The organism is Lentzea sp. HUAS TT2, from assembly GCF_051853195.1.
Classification (GTDB): domain Bacteria; phylum Actinomycetota; class Actinomycetes; order Mycobacteriales; family Pseudonocardiaceae; genus Lentzea.
Genome location: NZ_CP196667.1, coordinates 9062560 through 9086010, shown reverse-complemented (window position 1 = coordinate 9086010; position 23451 = coordinate 9062560). Strand labels below are relative to the sequence as shown.

Sequence of the window (23451 nt, the reverse complement as noted above, 5' to 3'; positions counted from 1 at the left end):
TGAAGTGGGTCAGCGCTCGGTGCGTCGGCCGAGCTCGTTGTCGATGAACGCGAACACGTCGTCCGCGGAGGCCTCGGTGAGGCGGTCGCGCGCTTCCTTCTTGGCCGTGCCGCCGTACTGGGCGAGCAGCTTGCGCAGCCGTGCCGCGACACCGGGCGTCCCGGCGGCGAGCGCGATCTCCACCTGGTCGAGCTCGGTGGTGAGCGCCGGCCGTTCCTCCTGCGCGCCGACCAGCTGACCGTGCAGGTGCGTGGCCAGCTCGGCGGGCGTCGGGTAGTCGAAGACGAGCGTCGACGCGAGCTTGAGCCCGGTGGCGGCCGCGATGCTGTTGCGCAGCTCCACGGCGGTCAGCGAGTCGAACCCGAGGTCGCGGAACTGCTTGTCCGCCTGCACCTCCGCGGGCGATCCGTGCCCGAGCACCCCGGCCGCGTGTCCGCGCACCAGGTCGAGAACGTGCTGGAGCTGGTCCTCCGCCGGCAACGCCGCCAGCGTCACCCCGTAGTCCACAGTGGACGACCCTGCGGCCCGTTTGCCGCCGCGCACCAGACCGCGCAACACCGCCGCGACCGGCCCGTCCGACCGCCCGGTGCTGATCCGCGCCGGCACCAGGAACGCCTCGTCGCGCGACGTGGCGTCGTCGAACAGCCGCATGCCTTCCTCGACGCTCAACGGCGGCATTCCGCCGCGTCCCATGCGATCCAGCGCGCCGTCCTGCAAGTGCGCCGTCATGCCACTCGACTGCGCCCACGGCCCCCACGCCAGCGACGTGGCTGGCAGACCCTGTGCCTTTCGGTAGGTGGCCAGCGCGTCGAGGAACGCGTTGGCTGCCGCGTAGTTGCCCTGACCCGGCGCGCCCACGATGCCCGACACCGAGCTGTAGAGGACGAACGCCCTGAGCTTCTGGCTCTTCGTGGCCACGTGGAGGTTCCACGCGCCGTCGACCTTGGGCTTGAACACGGTGGCGAGCCGCTCCGGCGTCAGCGAACCGATGATGCCGTCGTCGAGCACACCCGCCGTGTGGACGACGGCCGTCAGCTCGACACCCTTCACCAGCCGCTTGACCGCCTTGAGGTCGGCGATGTCGCAGGCCGCGATCGTGACGTCCGCGCCGTGCGCGGTGAGTTCCGCCTGCAACGCAACGGCTTCCGGTGCGTCCGGCCCGCGCCGCGAGACCAGCAGCAGCCGCTTCGCCCGGCGCTCCGCGACGAGGTGCCGCGCAAGCTCCGCACCCAGCCCACCCGTGCCACCGGTGATCAGCACCGTGCGTTCCAGATCCCACTGGGCCGTCTCGACGGTGTCGGTGACGCGCACAAGCCGAGCGACCTCGACTTTCCCGTCCCGGACCCGCACCTGCGTCTCACCCGCGTCCAGCAGCCCGATCGGCAACGGCGCGGAGTCGTCCGTGTCGACCAGCAGGAACCTTCCGGGGTTCTCCGACTGCGCCGACCTCACGAGCCCCCACACCGTCGACGCCGCCAGGTCGTCGCCGCGCTTCACGAACACGGTCCGCTCGTCCTGTTGCACGATGCTCAGTGCTTGTGCGGCATACTCATACGCCTCGTTGACGAAGTCCTTGGTGCCCTGGAGTTCGACGACGGCTGCCTCGGCTTCGACGTGGCGTGGCGCGGGCACCCACTCCAGCCGGAACAGCGAATCCTGCTGCTGTTGCCTGGTGAGCGCCGCACCGGTGACCACGGTCCGCGCCGAGAACACCGGCGCCCCTTGCCCGTCGACGGCGTCGACCGAGCCGCCCAGATGCCTGACCCTGAGCGTCTTCGCCCCGATCGCGTGCAGCGACAGACCCTGCCACTCGAGCGGCACGTCGTCGCCGAGCATCGCCTTCTGGATGAGCTCGGGGTGCACGCCGTACTGGTTGGTGTCCTCGGAGTCCAGCGACACCTCGGCGAACGTGGCGTCCCCGAGTTGCCAGGTGTCCGGCGCGATCTCGACGGCACCCTTGGGCGGCCACTCGTTCGCCCGGAAGTCGCCCGCGTACTCGCCTTCCGCGAGCACACCCGTGGCCAGCTGCACCCACTCGTCGTTCTGTCGTGTGTGGACGGTGAGCTGTCGTTTTCCTTGGTTTGGTCCGGAGATCGACACTTGGAGTGCGCCGGCCGTCAGTGGTCCGCTGACTTGCAGTTCCTCGACGAGCCCGCATCCGACCTGGTCGGCCGCCCGGAACGCGATCTCGGCGAACGCCGCCTCGGGCTGGTCCTCCGTGAGCCTGTTGGTGAACACCACGGCATCGGATCCGGCGAGCGTAATCGCAGCGCCGAGCAGCGGGTGGTCCACCGGCCCGAGCCCCACGGCTGTGACGTCGCCTGCGTTCTTGCGCGGCGTGGGCCAGTACCGGTCGTGCTGGAAGGGGTAGGTCGGCAGCTTGATCTTCTTGTTGTTGGGGAAGAACAGTGCCCAGTCGACATCCACGCCGTGCACGAACAGCCTCGCGAGCGCCGTCGTGTAGGCCGTGACCTCGTCCTTGTCCCTGCGCAGCGCCGGAATCGCGCCGTCGACCAGTGCGCTCAGCACCCCGTCCGGGCCGATCTCCAGGAACGTGGCGTCGCCGATCTCCTGCACGTTGTCGGCGAACCGGACCGTGTCCCGGACGTGCCGCACCCAGTGTTCGGCGGTCGTGACGTCGCCGGAGGCCTGGACCGGGATCTTCGGTTGCTGGAACCGGATCTGTTGGATGGCTGTTTTGAAGTCGGCGAGCATCGGGTCCATCAGCGGGCTGTGGAACGCGTGGCTGACCTTGAGCTGTTTGTGGTCCCAGTTCTCGGCGATGGCCTTCGCGGCCTTCTCGTCGCCCGCGATGACCACTGCGTTCTCGCCGTTGACCGCCGCGATGGACACCTTGTCGTTCAGGTGCTTGCTGACCTCGTGCTCTGGGGCCCGGACGGCGAACATGGCGCCGGTCTGGGGGAGGGCCTGCATCAGGTTCGCCCTAGTGGTGACGAGCTTTGCCGCGTCTTCGAGGGTGAGGACGCCGGCGATGTGGGCGGCCGCGATCTCGCCGACCGAGTGTCCGGTGACGATGTCGGCCTTGATGCCGAAGCTCTCTGCGAGTCGGTAGAGGGCGACTTCGATCGCGAACAGTGCGGGCTGGGTCTTGGCAGTGCTGTTCAGCTCCGCTTCGTCCGTGCCCCAGAGGGTGTCGCGGATCTTGAGGTGCCGGTTGACCTCGTCGAATGCCTTCCTGAACGCGTCGAACCGCTCGTACAGCTCCTTGCCCATGCCGAGGCGCTGCGAGCCCTGGCCGGAGAAGAGCACGGCGAGCTTCTTCTTGTGGGCTTGGCCGTGGGCGATCTCCGTGCCGTCGAGGAGGACGGCGCGGTGGTCGAACTTGGATCGGGCGAGCAGGGAGAAGCCGACGTCTTGGGGGCTGGCTCCCGTTCGTTCGGTGAAGGCGGTGACTCGGTCGATCTGGGTGCGCACGGCTTCGGCCGACTTGGCCGACAGCACCCATGGGACGACAGCTACGGCGTCTGCCGCTTCAGCGCCCTCGGTCGCCCGCCCCTTCTTCGGAATCGATACGGACTGGCTGGCCCCCTGGGGGGATTCACCCCCCATCCCAATCATCTCAGGCAGGTCTGACAATTCCTTGACCTGCGGCGATTCCAAAATCACGTGCGCGTTCGTGCCGCTGATCCCGAACGACGACACCCCCGCCCGCCAGGGCCGGTCCACCGCGGGCCACGCCGTCTCCGAGGTCAGCAGCGACACCGACCCCGCCGACCAGTCCACGTGCGACGACGGCGCGGTGACGTGCAGCGTGCGCGGCAGGACGCCGTGGCGCATCGCCATCACCATCTTGATCACCGATGCGACACCCGACGCGGCCTGCGAGTGGCCGATGTTCGACTTCAGCGAACCCAGCAGCAGCGGCGATGTGCGGTTCTGGCCGTAGGTCGCGAGCAGTGCCTGTGCCTCGATCGGGTCACCCAGGGCCGTGCCGGTGCCGTGTGCTTCCACGGCGTCCACATCGGACGTCGACAACCCAGCAGCAGCGAGCGCCGCACGGATCACACGCTGTTGTGACGGGCCGTTGGGTGCGGTCAGGCCGTTGGAGGCGCCGTCGGAGTTCACTGCGGAGCCGCGCACGACTGCTAGCACGTCATGGCCCTGTGCAATGGCATCGGACAGACGCTCGACCACGAGCACGCCGACGCCCTCGGCCCATGCGGTGCCGTCTGCCGAGTCGGAGAACGCCTTGCATCGGCCGTCGCGTGCGAGGCCGCCCTGCTGGCTGAACTCCATGAACGTGCCGGGCGACACCAACGTCTGCACGCCGCCCGCGAGCGCGAGGGTGCACTCACCGTTGCGTAGGGCGGACACGGCCATGTGCAGTGCCACCAACGACGACGAGCACGCCGTGTCGACGGTGATCGATGGTCCTTCCAGGCCCAGCACGTAGGAGAGACGGCCGGACACGACGCTCGGGGACGTTCCGGTGCTGGAGAAGCCCTCGCGGGCCTGTTCGGAGTTGATCACCAGCTGGCCGTACTCGAGGCCGCCCGCTCCGAGGAAGACGCCTGTGCGCGAGCCGCGCAGGGCCTGTGGGTCGAGGCCGCCGTGTTCGAGGGCCTCCCAGGCGGTTTCGAGCACGAGACGCTGGTTCGGGTCCATCGCCACGGCCTCGCGCGGCGAGATGCCGAAGAACGCCGGGTCGAAGTCCGCGATGCCGTTCAGGAAGCCACCGTGCCCGGTCACCGACTGACCGTCGCCGTCGCCGACCACGCCCGCGTCCCAGCCGCGGTCCACCGGGAAGCCGCTGATCGCGTCCCGTCCGGCCGCCACCAGGTCCCAGAGCTGGTCCGGGCCCATGACGTCGCCGGGGAAGCGGCAGCCGATGCCGACGATCGCGATCGGCTCGTCGCTGACGGCGCCGGTGAACGACTCGGCCTCGCTGGTCGCGCCGAAGAGCTCCGCGGCCAGGTGGCCGGCGAGGGCCTGCGGGGTCGGGTAGTCGAAGACGAGCGTCGCGGGCAGCGTCAGGCCGGTCGCCGCGTCGAGGCGGTTGCGGAGCTCGACGGACGTCAGCGAGTCGAACCCGAGCTGGCTGAACTCCAGGCCGGCGTCGATCGTCGCCGCGGAACCGTGACCGAGCACGGCGGCGGCTTCGGTGCGCACCAGCTCGACGAGGCTTTCCCGGCTGATCTGCACGTCGGAGCGGTTGGTGGCGGTGCGGCGCCCGCTGCGCACGAGGTCGCGCAGCAGCGGCGGCACCATGCCGTTCGTGACGCCGGTGATCACCCGCGCGGGCACCACCTGCGCCGCGTCGACCGCGACCGCCGCGTCGAACAGCGCCAGGCCCAGCTCTAGTGAGATCGGCGGCATCGAGGACTTCTCGAGCCGTTCGAACGCCGCCGCGTCCATCTGCCCGGTCATACCCACGTCGGACGTCCACGCGCCCCACGCCAGCGACACCGCGTGCAACCCGAGCGAACGCCGGTACTGCGCCAGCGCGTCGAGGAACGCGTTGCCCGCCGCGTAGTTGCCCTGGCCCGCGGTGCCGAGCACGCCGGACACCGACGAGTACAGGACGAACTGCGCCTCCGGGACGAGCGAGTGCAGGTTCCACGCGGCGTCCACCTTGGGCCGCAACACCTTGGTGAGCCTGGCAGGCGTCATCGACGCGATCACGCCGTCGTCCAGCACGCCCGCCGTGTGCACAACGGTGGTCACGTCGTGTCCGTTGAGGACCGTCGCGAGCGCGTCGTGGTCGGCGACGTCGCACGCGGCGATGGTGACGATGGCACCGTGCGCGATCAGCTCCGCCTGCAGCTCGAGCGCGCCGGGCGAGTCGGGTCCGCGCCGGCTCAGGAGCAGCAGGCTCCGCGCGCCGGACGCGACGAGGTGCCGCGCGAGCTCCGCGCCCAGACCGCCGGTGCCGCCGGTGATCAGCACCGTGCCGGACCAGTCGACAGACCGCGTCTCGTGCTCGCCGAGGCGCGCCAGCCGTCCTGCGTAGGCGATGCCGTCGCGCACGACGAGCTGCTGTTCCTCGCTCACGAGCATGCCGGGCTCGACGGTGCTGGACTCGTCCAGGTCGATCAGCAGGAATCGTCCGGGATCCTCCGCCTGAGCGGCCCGCACCAGGCCCCAGACCGCCGCCGCACCGAGATCCGTGACCGGCTCCTGCGCGCCCCGCGTGACGAACACCGTGCGCTCGTCCGCGTTCTGCAACACCTCCAGCACCTCGGCCGTCGCACGGTGGGCGGCATCGGCGTCGGTACCACCCCGGACCTCGACGATCCGGGCGTTGATCTCCGTGGCCTCGCCGAGCTGCGCCGGCACCCAGTTCACCTGGAACAGCGCCTCGCGCACCCGCTGATCCTGCGGGACCTCGGGCACATGCACGGTCAACGTGCGCACGGACAACACAGGATTGCCCTCGGCATCGGCCGCCGCGACCTGGACCGCGTCGCCGTTGCGCGTGAGCTGGACGGTCAGCCGCTCCGGGCCGATGGCGTGCAGTGACACGTCCCGCCACTCGAACGGAACGCCCTCGCCGAGCAGTTCGCTCGTTCCTTCGAGAGCCTGCGCCAACAACAACGGGTGCACACCGAACGTTGCGGCGTCGTCCACACCGTCAGGCAGCTCGACCTCGACGCCGCCACCGGTGAACTCGGCCATGTACGGCTCGGTGGCGAGCGTGCCGGTGGCGTGCTCGACCCACGTGTCGCCGTGCTGCGCGTGCACGCTCACGGCGCGCTTGCCGTCCTGCGGCGGTCCGACGCGCACCTGCACGGCGACCGCATCGCGTTCCGGCAGACGCAACGGCACCGCGGTCGTCAGGACCTCGACGCGATCGCAGCCGACGAGATCGCCCGCACGGATCGCGAAGTCAAGGAACCCGGTCGCCGGGAAGTTCTCACCGAGCCACGGATGCGTCGCCTTCGCGAGCCGTCCACTGAGCACCAGTTCGTCGGTGCCCGCGACGGTGACCGCCGCGCCGAGAAGCGGGTGTCCGCCCGATGCGAGGCCATAGGCCGTGAGGTCGCCTGTACGGCCACCGACGGATGCCTTCGGCCAGAACCGCTCGCGCTCGAAGGCGTACGTCGGGATGTTGATTTGTGCACCTCGAATCAACATCTGAGTCAAGTCAACGTTGATTCCGTCAACATGTACATGACTGAGTGCAGTCATCAAGCTGTGCAGTTCAGTCCTGTCGCGCCTCAACGTCGGGGTGCCGTCGATCAATGTGGACAGCACGCTGTCCGGCCCGATCTCGACGAACCGCGTGACGCCCTTGGTCTTCAGCGCTTGGACGTTGTCGTGGAAGCGGACGGTGTCGCGGACGTGGTTGACCCAGTAGTCGACGGTGGTGATGTCACCTGACGCGGTGAGGGGGATCTTCGGCTCGTGGAAGGTCAGGTGCGCGATCGCGTCGCGGAAGTCGGCGAGCATCGGGTCCATCAACGGGCTGTGGAACGCGTGGCTGACTTTCAGGCTCTTGTGCTTCCAGTTGGCCGCGATTCGTTGTGTTTCTTGTTCGTCGCCTGCGATGACGATGGAGTTCTCGGCGTTGACGGCGGCGATGGAGACGTTGTCGGTGAGGTGTGGGGTTACTTCGGCTTCGGTGGCCTGGAGGGCGATCATCACGCCGGTTTGGGGGAGTGCCTGCATGAGGCGGGCGCGTGCTTGGACGAGTGTGGTGGCGTCGTCGAGGGTGAGGACGCCGGCTATGTGGGCGGCCGCGATCTCGCCGACGGAGTGCCCCGCGAGGTGGGCGGGCTTGATCCGGAACTCCTCCAGCAGCCGGTAGAGCGCGACCTCGATCGCGAACAGCGCGGGCTGGGCGATGCCGGTCTGGTTGAGCGCGTCTTCGTCGGTGCCCCAGATGATGTCGCGCAGGCCTGGTTCGAAGTGGGCGAGGACGGCGTCGAACGTGTCCGCGAAGGTGTCGAACCGCTCGTACAGCTCCTTGCCCATGCCGAGGCGCTGGGAGCCCTGGCCTGAGAAGACGATCGCGAGGGTGTGGTCGGTGGCGACGCCGTTCGCGACCTCCTCGCCGTCGATCAGGACCGCGCGGTGGGCGAAGCGGGACCGCTTGGCGAGGGTGTGGGCGACGTCGAGCGGGTTCGCGCCGGTGTCGAGCACGGCCTTGATGCGGTCGACCTGGGCTCGCAGGGAGGCTTCGGACTTCGCCGAGACGAGCAGCGGCACCACGTCCGCCACGCTGCTCGGGATCGATTCGGATTGGCTGGCCCCCTGGGGGGAATCACCCCCCATGCCAATCATCTCAGGCAGGTCTGACAATTCCTGGAGCTGCGGCGATTCCAAGATCACGTGCGCGTTCGTGCCGCTGATCCCGAAGGACGACACGCCCGCCCGACGGGGCCGATCCACTGCGGGCCAGGCTGTCACCGAGGTCAGCAGCGAGACCTCACCCGACGCCCAGTTGACGTGAGAGGACGGCGCGGTGACGTGCAGGGTGCGCGGCAGGACACCGTGCTGCATGGCCAGCACCATCTTGATCACGCCCGCCGCGCCCGCCGCCGCCTGCGTGTGGCCCAGGTTGGACTTCACCGAGCCGAGCAGGAGAGGTTCGGAGCGGTTCTGGCCGTAGGTGGCGAGCAGGGCGTGCGCCTCGATCGGGTCGCCCAGCACGGTGCCGGTGCCGTGGGCCTCGACGGCGTCCACATCGGACACCGACAGGCCGCCGGAGGCGAGGGCCGCGCGGATCACGCGTTGCTGGGAGGGGCCGTTCGGGGCGGTGAGGCCGTTGGAGGCGCCGTCGGAGTTGAACGCGGAGCCGCGCACGAGGGCGAGCACCGGGTGTCCGGCGGCGACCGCGTCGGTGAGGCGTTCCACCACCAGGACCGCCACGCCCTCGGACCAGACCGTGCCGTCCGCCGAGTCGGAGAACGCCTTGCACAGGCCGTCCTGGGCCAGTCCGCCCTGGCGGGAGAAGCCGGAGAACGACGTCGGCGTCGACATGACCGTCACGCCTCCGGCCAGGGCCAGGGAGCACTCGCCGCCGCGCAGTGACTGGGACGCCAGGTGCAGGGCGACCAGGGCCGAGGAGCAGGCGGTGTCCACGGTGACGGCGGGACCTTCGAGGCCCAGCGCGTAGGAGATGCGGCCGGAGATCACCGAGGCGGCCAGGCCGGTGCCCGCGTGGCCTTCGAGGTCCTCGTTGGAGGCCATGACGACGTGTTGGTAGTCCTGGCCGTTGGTGCCGACGAAGACGCCGGTCCGCGAGGCGCGCAACGCCGACGGGTCGATGCCTGCGCGTTCGAAGGCCTCCCAGGAGGTTTCGAGCAGGAGGCGTTGCTGCGGGTCCATCGCGAGGGCTTCGCGCGGGGAGATGCCGAAGAACGTCGCGTCGAAGTCCGCCGCGCCGGCCAGGAAACCGCCGCGGATGGGTTCGGTCGTGTCCCAGCCGCGGTCCGCCGGGAAGTCGGTGATCACGTCCTCGCCCGCCATCAGCACTCGCCACAGGTCGTCCGGCGAGTCGATGCCGCCGGGGAAGTGGCAGGCCATGCCGACGATCGCGATGTCGTCGGTGAGCGTGGGGCCGACATGCTCCTCGGTGATGACGGAGGTGTCGCCGAGGAGCTCGTCCAGCAGGAACTCCGCCAGCGCCAGCGGTGTCGGGTAGTCGAACACCAGGCTGGCGGGCAGCGCGAGCCCTGTGATCGAGGAGAGGTGGTTGCGCAGGTCGACGGCGGTCAGCGAGTCGAAACCGATGTCGCGGAACGCCTTGTCGGACGCCACCGCCTCCTTGCCCGCGTGTCCGAGCACCACGGCGGCGCGCGTGCGGACGAGGTCGAGCACCGGGGTGACGCGTTCGTCGCCGGGCAGGGAACGCAGTGAGCGGCGGAATTCTGCCGCGGCCGAGTCGCTTTCGGCACGTGCGGCGGCGAGCTCGTCGAGGGCCTCGCGGGCGCCGGGCAGTTCTGACATGACGGGCGTTGGGCGCAGGCTCAGCAACGCCATCAGCAGCTGCGGCGCGCGCAGGTCCGCGACGACGGCGGTGGCCGTGCCGTGGGCGACGAGGTGGCGCAGCGCGGTGATCGCGAGCTCCGGGTCCAGTGACGCGGCGCCGACCTGTTTGATGTGCTCGGCGACGCGCTCGTCGCCCGCCATGCCGTCGCCGGCCCAGGCGCCCCAGGCGATCGACGTCGCGGCACGGCCCGCCTGGCGGCGTTGCTGCGCGATCGCGTCGAGCACGGAGTTCGCGGCGGCGTAGTTGCCCTGGCCCATGTTGCCGACCGAGCCCGCGACCGACGAGAACAGCACGAACGCGTCGAGGTCCATGCCACGCGTCAGCTCGTCGAGCACGAACGCCGAGTTCACCTTCGACTCGAACACCTTGGTGAACGCGTCGGGCGTCAGGCTGTCGAACATCATGTCGTCGAGAACGCCGGCCGCGTGCACGACGGCCTTGACGTCCGGGGTCAGCAGCTCCGCGACAGCCTCCCGATCGGAGACATCGCACGCCACGACAACGGTTTCCGCTCCGAGCGCGGTGATCTCGGCCCGCAGGTCGGCCGCGCCGGGCGAGCCGAGACCGCGCCTGCTGACCAGGACGATCTTCTCGGCGCCGCGCTGGGCGAAGTCACGTGCCAGGTGTGCGCCGAGAGCACCCGTACCACCGGTGATCAGAACGGTTCCGGACGGCACCCACTCGACGCCGTTCGCCTGCGCGCCAACGACAACACGCCGGCCGAACACCCCGGCGGACCGGACCGCGGCCTGGTCCTCGTCGGTGGACAGCACGCTCGTGAACCGTTGCGCGATGCGGTCGTCGATGTCGTTCGGCAGGTCGACCAGGCCGCCCCAGCGCTGCGGGTACTCCAGCGACGCGACACGCCCCAGACCCCACACGCCGCTCTGCCACGGCTCGGTGATCAGGTCGTGGCTGCCGGTCGAGACCGCGCCACGCGTGACGACCCACAGCGGCGCGTTGATGTCCACGTCGCCCAGCGCCTGGATGAGCGCGGTCGTGCCGACGACCGGTGCCAGTTCGTCGAGATCGTCCAGCGCCAGCAACGAGATCACGCCGGTGAAGCGCTTCTGGTTGAACTCGACCAGCTGCCCGGTCAGGTACTCGCGGTCGGCCCACGCCACTTCGAGCACCGTGACGTCGTTGCCGAGGGAGTTGAGCAACGTGCGCACCCAGGCGTCCTCGGACAGCGCCATCGGTACCGCGACGAACCACGAACCCCGCGCGGGCTTCAGGCCGGTGACGGGCGTCCACGACTCCTCGTGCAGCCACGAGTCCACAGTGGACTGCTTGGACCTCTTGCGCCGCCACGCCGACAGGCCCGGCAGCACGCCGGACCAGGTCTGCGGGTCCATGTCCAGGGTGATGGCGAGCTGCGTGGCGTCCTGCTGCTCGACCGCGGCCCAGAACTCGGCGTCGATCGGGTCGCGGCCCGCTGCCGGAGCCGGGGCGATCTCCGGCCAGTAGCGCTCGTGCTGGAACGGGTAGGTGGGGAGGTCGGTGGGTTTGCCTTCGAGCCGCCAGTCGACCTTGACGCCTTCGACGTGCAGGCGGGCCAGGGCGGTCAGCCAGGCGTCGGATTCCGTCTTGTCGCGTCGCTGGGACGGGATGGCGCCGGTGATCGCGCTCAGGACGCCGTCTGGGCCGATCTCCAGGAACGCGGTGGCGCCCTTGGCTTTCAGGGCTTCGACGTTGTCGTGGAAGCGGACGGTGTCGCGGACGTGGTTGACCCAGTAGTCGACGGTGGTGATGTCGGAGTGGGTTTGGACGGAGATCTGGGGCTGGTGGAAGGTGATGCCGGCGATGGCTTCGCGGAAGTCGGCGAGCATCGGGTCCATCAGCGGGCTGTGGAACGCGTGGCTGACCTTGAGGCGGGTGGTCTTGCGGCCCTTGAAGTGGTCCGCGATTCGTTGTGCTTCTTGTTCGTCGCCTGCGATGACGATGGAGTTCTCGGCGTTGACGGCGGCGATGCTGACGTTGTCGGTGAGGTGTGGGGTTACTTCGGCTTCGGTGGCTTGGAGGGCGATCATCGCGCCGGTTTGGGGGAGTGCCTGCATGAGGCGGGCGCGTGCTTTGACCAGTGTGGCGGCGTCTTCGAGGGTGAGCACGCCGGCCACGTGAGCGGCGGCGATCTCGCCTACGGAGTGGCCTGCCAGGTACTTCGGGGTGAGGCCGGCGCTCTCGGCGAGGCGGTAGAGGGCGACCTCGACGGCGAACAGGGCGGGCTGGGTGTTGCCGGTCTGGTTGAGGGCGTTGGCGTCGTCGCCCCACATGACCGGGGTGATGTCGAGGTGTCGGGTGACCTCGTCGAGTGCTGCCTTGAAGACCGGCTGGGTCTCGTACAGCTCCTTGCCCATGCCGAGGCGTTGGGCGCCTTGGCCACTGAACAGGATCGCCAGCGTTTTGGGGGAGGCGACGCCTTCTGCCAGTGTCGTGTTGTTGTGCAGCACGGCGCGATGGTCGAACGTCACGCGGTGGTGCAGCAGGGAGTAGGCGACGTCTTGGGGGTTCGCGCCGCTGGCGATGAGGGCGTTGATCTGGTCGATCTGGGCGCGGAGGGCTTCGGGGGACTTCGCGGACACGAGCAGTGGCGCCGCGCTTGCGGCGCTCGCCGTGCCTGCCGCGCTGTTCGGGATCGATTCGGATTGACCGGCCCCCTGGGGGGAACTACCCCCCATCCCCATCATCTCAGGCAGGTCTGACAATTCCTGCGAGCTCGGAGCGGCCTCGATGATCACGTGCGCGTTCGTGCCTGACAGCCCGAACGACGAGATGCCGGCGCGATGCGGGCGGTCCACCGCGGGCCACGGCGTGTTCTCGGTCAGCAGCGCCACGTTGCCCGCCGACCAGTCCACGTGCGAGGTCGGAGACGTCACGTGCAGGGTCCGCGGCAGCAGGCCGTTGCGCAGCGACAGCACGAGCTTGATCACGCCCGCGACACCCGCGGCGGCCTGGGCGTGGGCGATGTTCGACTTGATGGACCCCAGGAGCAGTGGTGTCGTGCGGTTCTGGCCGTAGGTCGCGAGCAGCGCCTGGGCCTCGATCGGGTCGCCCAGGACGGTGCCGGTGCCGTGTGCCTCGACCGCGTCCACGTCCGAAGTGGACAGACCGGAGTTGGCGAGTGCCTGGCGGATCACGCGTTGCTGGGCCGGGCCGTTCGGGGCGGTCAGGCCGTTCGAGGCGCCGTCCTGGTTGATGGCCGAGCCGCGTACGACGGCGAGGACCTGGTGGCCCGCACGCAGGGCGTCGGACTGGCGTTCGATCACCAGCACGCCGACGCCCTCCGCCCAGCCGGTGCCGTTGGCGTCCTCGGAGAACGAACGGCAGCGCGCGTCGCCCGCCAGGCCGCCCTGGGCGTTGAAGCCCGCGAAGCTCATCGGGGTCGACATCACGGTGACGCCGCCGACCAGGGCCATCGTGGTCTCGCCGGAGCGGATCGAGTTCGCGGCCAGGTGCAGGGCCACCAGGGAGGCCGAGCACGCGGTGTCGATCGTGAGGGCGGGGCCCTCGAAGCCGAAGGTGTAGGAGAGGCGGCCGGAGATCACCGCCGACGACAGGCCCGTGGACGCGTGGCCCTCCACCTCGTCGCGCGAGCGGAGGATCAGGTTCGTGTAGTCCTGGCCGTTCGTGCCGATGTAGACGCCGGTTCGGGTGCCGCGCAACGAGGTCGCGTCGATGCCCGCCCGTTCGACGGCCTCCCAGGCGACCTCCAGGAGCTGGCGTTGCTGCGGGTCCATGGCTAGGGCCTCGCGCGGCGAGATGCCGAAGAAGCCCGCGTCGAACTGCGTCGCGCCGTGCAGGAAGCCGCCCTCGACGGTGCCGCCCATCGCCTCGGCCTCCCAGCCGCGGTCGTGGGGGAACGTCGTCACGCCGTCGCCGCCGTTGACGAGCAGCTGCCAGAGGTCCTCCGGCGAGCTCACGTCGCCGGGCAGGCGGCAGGCCATGCCGACGATGACGATCGGGTCGTCGAGATCGGCCTGGCCCTGGGCGGCGACGTCGTCGGACAGGCCCTCGCCGGTGAGCTCGGCGAGCAGGTGCCCGGCGACGGCCTGCGGGGTCGGGTAGTCGAAGATCAGCGTCGCGGGCAGCGACAGGCCGGTGGCGAGGGCGAGGGCGTTGCGCAGCTCGATCGCGGTGAGCGAGTCGAAGCCGAGCGCGCGGAACTCCCTGTCCTCCGCGACCGCGCCGGCGTGGATGACCTTCGCGGCCTCCTCTCGCACCACCTCGACGACGAACGGCAGCCGCTCGGCAGCGGGCAGGCCGGTGAGCTTCAGCGCCAGGCCGCCGCTGCGGGCGTTCGACGCGGTGCGGCGTCCCGGGCGGGCGCGCTCGGGGACGAACGGCGCGAGGAACGCCTCGTCGGTCCTGATGGCGGCGTCGAACAGGGCCGGGTCCCACGTGTCCATGGCGAGCGCCAGACCTGGCTGGCCGAGACCGCGGCGGTGCGCGACGAGGGCTTCCAGGTAGCTGTTCGCGGAGGCACGCGCGCCCTTGCCGACGGCTCCGACGACCTCGGCGATCGAGGTCAGCACGACGAACGGCACGTCGCCGCAGTGCTCGTGCAGCATCCACGCCGTGTCGGCCTTGGCCTGGAAGACGGTGTCGAGCCGGTCCGGGGTCAGTGCGCCGACGACGCCGTCGTCCTGCAGGTCGGCCGCGTGCACGACGGCGCACAGGTCGTCCACAGTGGACAGGATCTCCGGCAGCGCGTCCCAGTCGGTCACCGTGACGACGTTGTGCGTCGCGCCGATGTGCTGCGCGATCTCGGGGACGTCGCCCGTGACCACGACGGTGCCGTCCCAGTCGCGTTCGGCGGAAGGGCCGGTGGCGCGGGTGAACCGGGCGACGCGCACCTCACCGCCGCGCACGACGGCCTGGGTCTCGCCGAGGTCGAAGAGCGCCGCCAGGCCGTCGGGGAGGGAGTCCTCGACGTCGAGCAGCAGGAACCGTCCGGGGTGCTCGACCTGCGCCGACCGCACCAGGCCCCACGCCGCCGCGCCTTCGAGGTCGTCCCCGGACAGGGCGCCGCGCGTGACGAACACCAGCCGCGACGAGGTCAGCAGCGACTCCTGGATCAGCAGCAACGCCTGCCAGGCACCTGTGACCGGCACGAGGACGGTGTCCGGCGTGAACTCGCCCGCCAACGAGTCCACGACCGGAACACCGAGTTCGAGGAGGTCCTCGCCGAGCACGGGCCACTCGTTCGCGCCGTGGACCTCGATCGGGACCCAGTCGAGCCGGTACAGCTCGGTGCGGTGCGTCGCCTCCACCTCGCGGAACGAGACGGTCGCGGCCAGCACGGCGTCGCCGTTGGCGTCGGCGGCGGTCAGCTCGACCTGGCCGTCCTTTTCGGACAGACGGACGCGCAGCAGTTCGGCGCCGGTGGCGTGCAGGGTGACCGAACGCCAGTCCGCGGCCTCACCCTCGACACCGAGGAACCGGGCGGCGTTGAGGGCGTCGTTCAGCAGAGCCGGGTGGATGCCGAAACCGTTGGCATCGTGGGACAACGCGACCTCGGCGAAGATCTCGTTGTCGCGCCGCCAGACCGCGCGGAGGCTCTCGTCGTGGGCGTTGTCGACGACCTGGGCGCCCTTCGGTGGCCACACCGCGATGTCCTCGGGCTGCGAGCCGGTGCCGAGGCTGCCCTCGGCGTGCTTGACCCAGTCCTGCTGGTCGGCGCGGGAGTGCAGGGTGAAGCGGCCGTCGGTGCCGACGTGCAGCTGGACCTGGACGTTGCCGTCCAGCCGCAGCGGCTCGACCGTGGTGAGCTCCGCGACGGCGTCGTGGCCGGTGAGGTCGGCGGCTTTCAGCGCCAGCTCGACGAACCCGGAGGTGGGGAAGACCGGCCACTGCGCGCCGGACAGCGTGCCGGTGAGGATCAGCTCGCCCGACCCGGCGACGGTCATGGCTGCGCCGAGCAGCGGGTGGCCGGCGGGGGAGAGGCCGAGTCCGGTGGCGTCACCGGCGCTGACCGAGACCGACGGCCAGTACGGCGCGTGCTCGAAGGCGTAGGTGGGCAGGTCGACGCGTCTGCCGCCGGGGTAGCAGGGCAGCCAGTCGACGGGGGTGCCGCCGACGTGCAGGCGAGCCAGGGCGGTCTCGAACGCCTCTACCTCGTCGCGGTCCCTGCGGATGGTCGGGATGGCGCCTTCTACCAGCGCTGCCAGCACGCCGTCGGGGCCGACTTCGAGGAACGTCTTTCCTTGGAGGGCTTGGACGTTGTCGTGGAAGCGGACGGTGTCGCGGACGTGGTTGACCCAGTAGTCGACGGTCGTGATGTCGGAGTGGGTTTGGACGGGGATCTGGGGCTGGTGGAAGGTGATGTCGGCGATGGCTTCGCGGAAGTCGGCGAGCATCGGGTCCATCAGCGGGCTGTGGAAGGCGTGGGAGACGCGGAGTCGTTTGTGCTTCCAGCGTTGGGCGAGTTCGGCGGTCGCGGTTTCCTCGCCTGCGATGACGATCGAGTTCGGGCCGTTCACTGCGGCGATGGAGACGTTCGCGGTGAGGTGCGGGGTGACCTCGGCTTCGCTGGCCTGGACGGCGATCATCGCGCCGGTCTGCGGGAGGGCCTGCATGAGGCGGGCGCGTGCCTGGACCAGGGTCTGGGCGTCTTCGAGGGTGAGGACGCCGGCGACGTGTGCTGCGGCGATCTCGCCGATGGAGTGGCCGGCGAGGTGCTGTGCTTCGACGCCGAAGCTCTGGAGCAGGCGGTAGAGGGCTACCTCGAACGCGAACAGCGCCGGCTGGGCGTTGCCCGTTCGGTTGAGGAGGTCTTCGTCGTCGCCCCAGATGACGGCCCTGAGTTCTGGGGTGGTGCAGGCGTCGAACGCCTCGGCGAAGACCGGGTAGCGGGCGTGGAGTTGTTTGCCCATGCCGAGGCGTTGGGCGCCCTGGCCGGTGAAGAGGAGGGCGAGCTCGGTGCGCTTGGCCTGCCCGGTGATCTCGGCGTGGCCGAGGAGGACGGCTCGGTGTTCGAAGAGGGTGCGGGTGGTGATGAGGGAGTGGCCGATGTCGCGCGGGTCGCCGGGGTGGGTGCGGATGCGGTCGATCTGGGCGCGCAGGGAGGCTTCGGACTTCGCGGAGACGACGAGGGGTACGGGCGCCGCGCCAGGGATGCCTGGCGCGCTCTTCGGGGTCGACCCGCTGTTCGGGATCGATTCGGATTGACCGGCCCCCTGGGGGGAACTACCCCCCATCCCCATCATCTCAGGCAGGTCTGACAATTCCTGCGAGCTCGGAGCCGCCTCGATGATCACGTGCGCGTTGGTCCCCGACACGCCGAACGACGACACGGCCGCACGCCGAGCCCGATCAGCCTCGGGCCAAGAACAAGCCGTGGTCACCAGCGAGACGTCCCCGGCAGACCAGTCCACGTGCGTGGAAGGCCGGGACACGTGCAGAGTCGCAGGCACAACACCGTGCTGCATCGCCTGCACCATCTTGATGATGCCCGCGACACCGGCGGCAGCCTGGGTGTGGCCGATGTTCGACTTCACCGACCCCAGCAACAACGGCGAAGGACGCTCCGCGCCGTACACGGCCAGCAGACTGCGCGCCTCGATCGGGTCGCCCAGAGCCGTACCGGTGCCGTGCGCCTCCACAACGTCCACATCGGACGGACCAAGCCCGGCGCGGTCGAGGGCGGCACGGATGACGCGCTGCTGAGCGCGGCCGTTCGGGGCGGTGAAACCGTTGGAGGCGCCGTCGGAGTTCACGGCAGAGCCGCGCACCACGGCGAGCACCGGGTAGCCGAGAGCCTGCGCGTCCGACAGGCGGGCCAGCGCGAGCACGCCCACGCCCTCGGACCAGCCCGTGCCGTCGGCGTCGTCGGAGAAGGCCTTGCAGCGGCCGTCGCGGGCGAGGCCCCCCTGGCGGGAGAACTCCACGAGCGAACCGGGTGTGCACATGACGTTCACGCCGCCGGCCAGGGCCAGGGTGCACTCGCCGCCGCGCAGGGCGTTGACGGCCAGGTGCAGGGAGACCAGGGACGAGGAGCAGGCCGTGTCCACGGTCAGGGTCGGGCCCTCGAAGCCGAACGCGTAGGAGATGCGGCCGGACTCGGCGGAGGCGGCGATGCCGGTGCCGACGTCGCCGGTGGCGTCGTCGAGGCCGCGGATCAGGAGGTGCTCGTAGTCCTGGCCGTTGGTGCCGATGAAAACACCGGTGCGGGAGCCGCGCAGCGTGGACGGGTCGAGGCCCGCTCGTTCCAGGGCCTCCCAGGACACCTCGAGCAGCAGGCGTTGCTGCGGGTCCATGGTCACCGCCTCGCGCGGTGAGATGCCGAAGAACGCCGGGTCGAAGTCGGCCAGGCCGTGCAGGAAGCCGCCCTGCACCGACACGCTGTTGCCACGGGCGTCGACACCGCTGCCCAGCAACGAGTCCACGTCCCAGCCGCGGTCCGCAGGGAAGCCCGTGATCGCGTCCCTGCCGGTGGACACCAGGTCCCAGAGTTGTTCGGGGGACGTGATTCCGGCGGGGAAGCGGCAGGCCATGCCGATGATCGCCACGGGCTCGGTGGCCGCGGCTACCAGTTGCCGGTTGGCACGGCGTAGGCGGTCGGCCTCCTTCACGGCCGCACGCAGCGCCTCGACAACCTTCTCACTGGAGTTGCTCATGCTCTGCGCTCCGTCAGTCCGAATCCCGCGGTGCTCCCCGAGGCGATCCCCGTTGGCACATTCGAACAGCCGAAGCAGTAGTGGATTTCACAGGTTCTGCTCGATGAGAACGTTTCCACGGCGCGCCCACGGAACGTGACCAAGCCGCGTGAGCCGCGTGAGGCCGTCCGGGACGCAGGAGCCGCCGGCATGATGAGAAAGCGGAGTTCACCCGTTAGTGATCTTGATTTCCCAGTCAAGATCAACTGTGGTTAAGGTGCGCGCGATCAACGTTGTTCTCATTGTTCGAGGTGGCGCGTCAGATGAACCCGCAGTGGCACGTGAGTGCGTTCTTAGCATCCGCCGACACGGTTGTCAGCAATGAGATAGTGGAAACGGTCCGCGAGTTGCGGGCGCGAGTGCTCTTCGACCGAGGACGGCGCCCGGCGTTTCGCAGTGGGGACGGCCGGCATGTCGACGATCAGGACCTCGACTACGGCGCCTGGCACTTCGTCGCACGTAAAGAGACTGGTGGGCCGCCTCTCGGCTACATCAGGCTGTCGACACCGGAGACCGGCGAGCTCTTCCAGTCCAGAGCATTTCTCGGCGATGCCGGATTCGAACGAATTCTCCGCGAGGCCGGCGTCACGCCCGGAGAGACGTTTGAGCACAGCCGACTCGTGGTCGAACACCGGGCCAGGAAACTGGGGCTCGGAGCCTATTTGAACGCCGTCGCAATCGGTGCCGCACATGCGTTGGGCGCGAAAGCGATGATCGGCACGTCCGGTACGAAGGACGGCCAGCACCTGTTCCACGAACGATTCGGCTTCCGGTGTGTCGAGGGGACTCGCCGACACGTCGAGCACTACACCGAGGACGTCGTGATCATGTTCCACGACGTCGCGGCCGGTGCCGGTGAATACCACGAACTCGTCACGAGGATGTGTGGAGAGTTCCCTGAACTGGCAGCGGTCGAGCACGCTCCCGCCGTCGCGCTCAGTCACCGCCGGCCGCACAACCTCCGCGCCGGCGCGGACACCACGGTCTGGCAACCGGTCCTCCTCACCCCAACGGTCGCGGCCGATCGGGAAACGCTGCAACGACTTCTGGACTCCGGTGAGGTCCGCGAGATCCACGACACGATCGACGCGCAGATCGACGAGCTCGTCCGCAGCCGCGAACCGTGGCTGCCGCCGCACGAGGACCTCACCCGGCGCAAGCACGAGCAGCTCGGCGGCCTCACCGACTGGGAGTACGGCACCTGGGTCTTCTACCCGTGGTCCCAGCGGCTCGTGCACGTGCTGCCGCGCGAGGAGTTCCGGCTGGTCCGCACCGACCGCAACCGCGGCAAGATCGAGCGCCCGCAGCAGAGGTCCTTGCTGGGCCGCAGGATCGGCGTGATCGGCCTGTCGGTCGGCAACAGCGCCGCCGTCACGTTCGCACTCGAGGGCATCGGCGGAAGGTTCAAGCTCGCGGACTTCGACGAGTTCGGGCTGTCCAACCTGAACCGGCTGCGCGCGGGCGTGCACCACCTCGGCGTCAACAAGGCCGTCCTCTCGGCGCGGCAGATGTTCGAGATCGACCCCTACCTCGACATCGAGATCTTCACCGACGGCCTCACCCGGCAGAACCTCGACGAGTTCACCGACGGCCTGGACCTGGTCGTCGAGGAGTGCGACACCCCGTACGCGAAGATCGCAGCCAGGGAGGCGGCCCGCCGGCGCGGCATCCCCGTCGTCATGGACTGCAACGACCGCGGCATGCTCGACGTCGAGCGGTTCGACCAGGAACCGCACCGGCCGCTGCTGCACGGCCTGATCGGCGACGTCACCGCCGACGAGCTCGAAACCCTGTCGAAACAACAGAAGGTCGACCTGATCCTCGCGATGGTCGACGCCGAACGCATCAGCCCCGAGCTGCGCGCGTCGTTCGGTGAGCTCGGCAGGACGCTCAGCAGCTGGCCGCAGCTCGCGTCCGGTGTGGCGCTCGGCGGCGCGCTCACCGCCGAGGCCGCCCGCCGGATCCTGCTCGGCGCCGAGTGCGTGTCCGGCCGGTTCTACGTCGACTTCGCCGACCTGATCACGCCCGCCACCAGCACCGTCAGGAGCTCCGTGTGATTCCGTTGGCGTTGAGGGGAACCGGTGTCCACCTGCCCGAACGGGTCGTCACCAACGACGACCTGGCGCGCGTGGTCGACACGTCCGACGAGTGGATCACCAGCCGGACCGGGATCCGCGAACGGCGCTGGCTCGCACCGGAGCACGCGGTCTCGGACATGTGCGTCGCCGCGGCGAAAGACGCGCTCGTGAGCTCCGGGACGACCGTCCTGGACCTGGACGTGATCATCGTCGCCACCTACACGGGGGACCAGCCGCTGCCGTCCACGGCGCTGATCGTCAAGGAGGCGCTGGGGGCGCACCGGGCGTTGACGCTCGACGTCACGCAGGCCGCGTGCGCGAACGGCGTGCAGGCGTTGCTGCTCGCGGCACACCTGCTCCAGTCCCCGGCCGCCAGCACGGTGCTCGTGATCGCGGCCGACTGCGCCAGCCGCGTCACCGACCCGCTCGAACGCACCAGCCGCGTCTTCTTCGGTGACGCGGCCGCGGCGGCGGTGCTGCACCGCGGCGACGGCGACAGCGGCCTGCTGTCGTGGGACTTCGGCTCCGAACTGTCCTACGACGTGCAGATCAAGGCCGGCGGCTCCCGGCTGCCCACGACCGAGACGACCGTCGAGCGACGGGAGCACTTCCTCGCCATGAACGGCAGGGCTGTCTGGGACACCGCGACGAGGTGGCTGCCCGACAGCATCCTCACCGCGGCGGCGAAGGCGGAGGTGCCGATCGAGCGGATCGACCACTTCTTCCTGCACCAGGCCAACGCGAACATCATCACCGCCGCGCTCGAGAAGCTCGGCGTCCCCGCAGCCAAGGCACCGGTGACGCTCGACCGCCTCGGCAACACCGGGTCGGCAGGGGTGTTCACCGCGCTGCACTCGCGGTTCGCGGACCTCCGCAAGGGCGACGTGTTCGTGATGTCCGCGATCGGCGCCGGGTTCCAGTGGGGAACTCTCTGCTTCCGGCACTGAAACAGGTTGTTCCCGTCGGTGGCCCGGTGTTGCATGGGCGCCGGGCCACTGGGGGAGTTGATCGATGCTCGACGGCGAGACCGCCACGGACGTGTCCCTTGTGGACGAACTGCTGCGCACCCAGTTCCCGCGCTGGCACGGGTTGCCGGTCACCGAGGTCGTCCACGGCGGCACCAGCCACGCCCTCGGCCGGCTACCCGCGGAACGCGCCGGGTGACATGCCGGTCTCGCGGGCGAAGAACTTCGTGAAGTTCGTGGCCTCGCTGAACCCGAGCCGATGCCCGATCGCCGCCGACGACAGATCGGTGTGCACGAGCAGCCGCTTGGCCTCCAGCGTCACGCGGGCGTCGATCAACGCCTTCGCGGACTGGCCCGTCGCGGCCAGGCAGATGCGGTTGAGGCTGCGCGTCGAGTAACCGATGCGGGCCGCGTAGTCGGCGGCGTTGCGGGTGGTGGCGAAGGAGCGTTCGAGCTCCTGCTGGAAGCGTTCGAAACGGGAGTCGTGCTGCGGAGTGTCGCCCGGCAGGCGGGCGATGCGCAGCAGCAACGCGCCCAGCAGCTGCCGGAGCAGGTCGACCGGTTCGTTCGTCAGCAGGTTGCGGCGGTACTCCTGCCGCAGGTCCTGCACGGCACGGGTGAAGACCGCCAGCTCTCCCTGGGGGACGAGGTGCAGCACCGGACCGAACTGGCTGAGCACCGGCGGTGGGAACGCAGGGGTGAAAAGCACCATCAACGCCTCCGCCGCGCCCGTCGGCAGGCGGAGCACGCGGCCGGGGCTGACGTGCAGGAGCGTGCCGGGGGAGCACGGGTGGTCCACGAAATCGACCATGGTGGTGCCGGTGCCCGCGGTGAACAGGAACAGCTGGTGGAAGTCGGTGCGGTGCACCTTCGTCAGCGTCTCTTCGGTGAGACGGCGGCGGAGCACGCCGAGGTCGAGCGCTTCCAGGCCCAGCTGCCCGCGGTCGGGGTTGCTGAAGCCGAACTGTGCGACCTGTCCACTTCTGACCATGGTGAGGCGTGATCCTACCTCGTTCGGACGCGGCCGTTGGAGCACTGTGTGAGCCATGGACAACAAGGAACTCGTGCTCAAGGCCGCAGGCGAACTGTTCGGTGACAAGGACCCGTCCGCTGTGGACCGCTGGGTGGCGGCGGACTACCGCCAGCACAGCTCGCTGATCGCGGACGGACCCGAGGCGTTGCGCGGGCTCGTCGCCAACCTGCCGGAGGGCTTCCGCTACGAACTGGCGCGGGTGATCGCGGACGGCGATCTCGTTGCGCTGCACGGTGTCTACCACGGGTTCGGGCCGGAGCCGCTGGTGGCGTTCGACCTGTTCCGAGTGCGGGACGGCAAGCTCGCCGAGCACTGGGACGCGCTCACGCCCGTGGTCGCGAACACCGCGAGTGGACGGTCCCAGACGGACGGTGCCGCGCAGCCCGCCGCCGAGGGCACCGAACTCAGTCGCGAGCTGGTCCTGGAGTTCGCGCAGCGGATCCTCCAGGACGCCGACTACTCGGTGCTGACCGACTACATCTCCACCGAGACCTACCTGCAGCACAACCCGGAGGCCGCCGACGGGCTCGACGGGTTCGGGGCTGCCGCCGCGACGTGGGCCCAGCAGGGACGCAACCTCGTGTACAAAACCGTTCACAAGGTCGTGGCCGAGGGCGATCTCGTGCTGCTGCAGTCGGAGGGCGAGTTCGGCGAACCGGTCGCGTACTGGGACCTGTTCCGCGTCCAGGACGGCAGGATCGTCGAGCACTGGGACGTCATCGCGCCGATCCCCGCCCAGCTGCCGCACGCCAACGGACTGTTCTGA

General features: G+C 69.7%; 7 protein-coding genes. 4 read left to right on the top strand and 3 right to left on the bottom strand.

Features of this window, described 5'->3' with window-relative positions; genetic code table 11:
- Positions 1-9 precede the first annotated feature (9 nt).
- On the bottom strand, positions 10-18570 hold the full coding sequence (locus ACSHWB_RS42890; protein WP_439659059.1) for a type I polyketide synthase: 18561 nt from the start codon (positions 18568-18570) through the stop codon (positions 10-12).
- A 332-nt stretch (positions 18571-18902) separates the two neighbouring features.
- Positions 18903-19241, bottom strand: a complete 339-nt coding sequence (locus ACSHWB_RS42885) for a hypothetical protein (protein ID WP_439659058.1) — start codon at positions 19239-19241, stop codon at positions 18903-18905.
- Positions 19242-19271: 30 nt separating this feature from the next.
- Between ACSHWB_RS42885 and ACSHWB_RS42880 the strand changes: the two genes are divergently transcribed.
- The 3 genes from ACSHWB_RS42880 (at position 19272) to ACSHWB_RS42870 (ending at position 21851) form a co-directional block, all read left to right on the top strand.
- Positions 19272-20666, top strand: a complete 1395-nt coding sequence (locus ACSHWB_RS42880; RefSeq protein WP_439659057.1) for a ThiF family adenylyltransferase — start codon at positions 19272-19274, stop codon at positions 20664-20666.
- Complete coding sequence (locus ACSHWB_RS42875; protein ID WP_439659056.1) at positions 20663-21634, top strand: 3-oxoacyl-ACP synthase III family protein; 972 nt, start codon at positions 20663-20665, stop codon at positions 21632-21634. Before ACSHWB_RS42880 ends, ACSHWB_RS42875 begins: the two co-directional genes overlap by 4 nt.
- 64 nt (positions 21635-21698) lie before the next feature.
- Complete coding sequence (locus ACSHWB_RS42870; RefSeq protein WP_439659055.1) at positions 21699-21851, top strand: hypothetical protein; 153 nt, start codon at positions 21699-21701, stop codon at positions 21849-21851.
- On the opposite strand, the gene ACSHWB_RS42865 is transcribed toward ACSHWB_RS42870, so the two are convergent.
- Entirely contained in the window at positions 21828-22643 is an 816-nt protein-coding gene (locus ACSHWB_RS42865; protein WP_439659054.1) for a helix-turn-helix domain-containing protein, read from the bottom strand. The two genes, ACSHWB_RS42870 and ACSHWB_RS42865, sit on opposite strands and share 24 nt — an antisense overlap.
- 55 nt (positions 22644-22698) lie before the next feature.
- Here ACSHWB_RS42865 and ACSHWB_RS42860 point away from each other — a divergent pair, with 55 nt between their 5' ends.
- Entirely contained in the window at positions 22699-23451 is a 753-nt protein-coding gene (locus ACSHWB_RS42860; RefSeq protein WP_439659053.1) for a nuclear transport factor 2 family protein, read from the top strand.

Bases quoted from the DNA above. Each gene is read 5' to 3' on its own strand.
- ACSHWB_RS42890 (WP_439659059.1), bottom strand. From the start codon at position 18,570: ATGAGCAACTCCAGTGAGAAGGTTGTCGAGGCGCTGCGTGCGGCCGTG.
- ACSHWB_RS42870 (WP_439659055.1), top strand. From the start codon at position 21,699: ATGCTCGACGGCGAGACCGCCACGGACGTGTCCCTTGTGGACGAACTG.
- ACSHWB_RS42865 (WP_439659054.1), bottom strand. From the start codon at position 22,643: ATGGTCAGAAGTGGACAGGTCGCACAGTTCGGCTTCAGCAACCCCGAC.
- ACSHWB_RS42860 (WP_439659053.1), top strand. From the start codon at position 22,699: ATGGACAACAAGGAACTCGTGCTCAAGGCCGCAGGCGAACTGTTCGGT.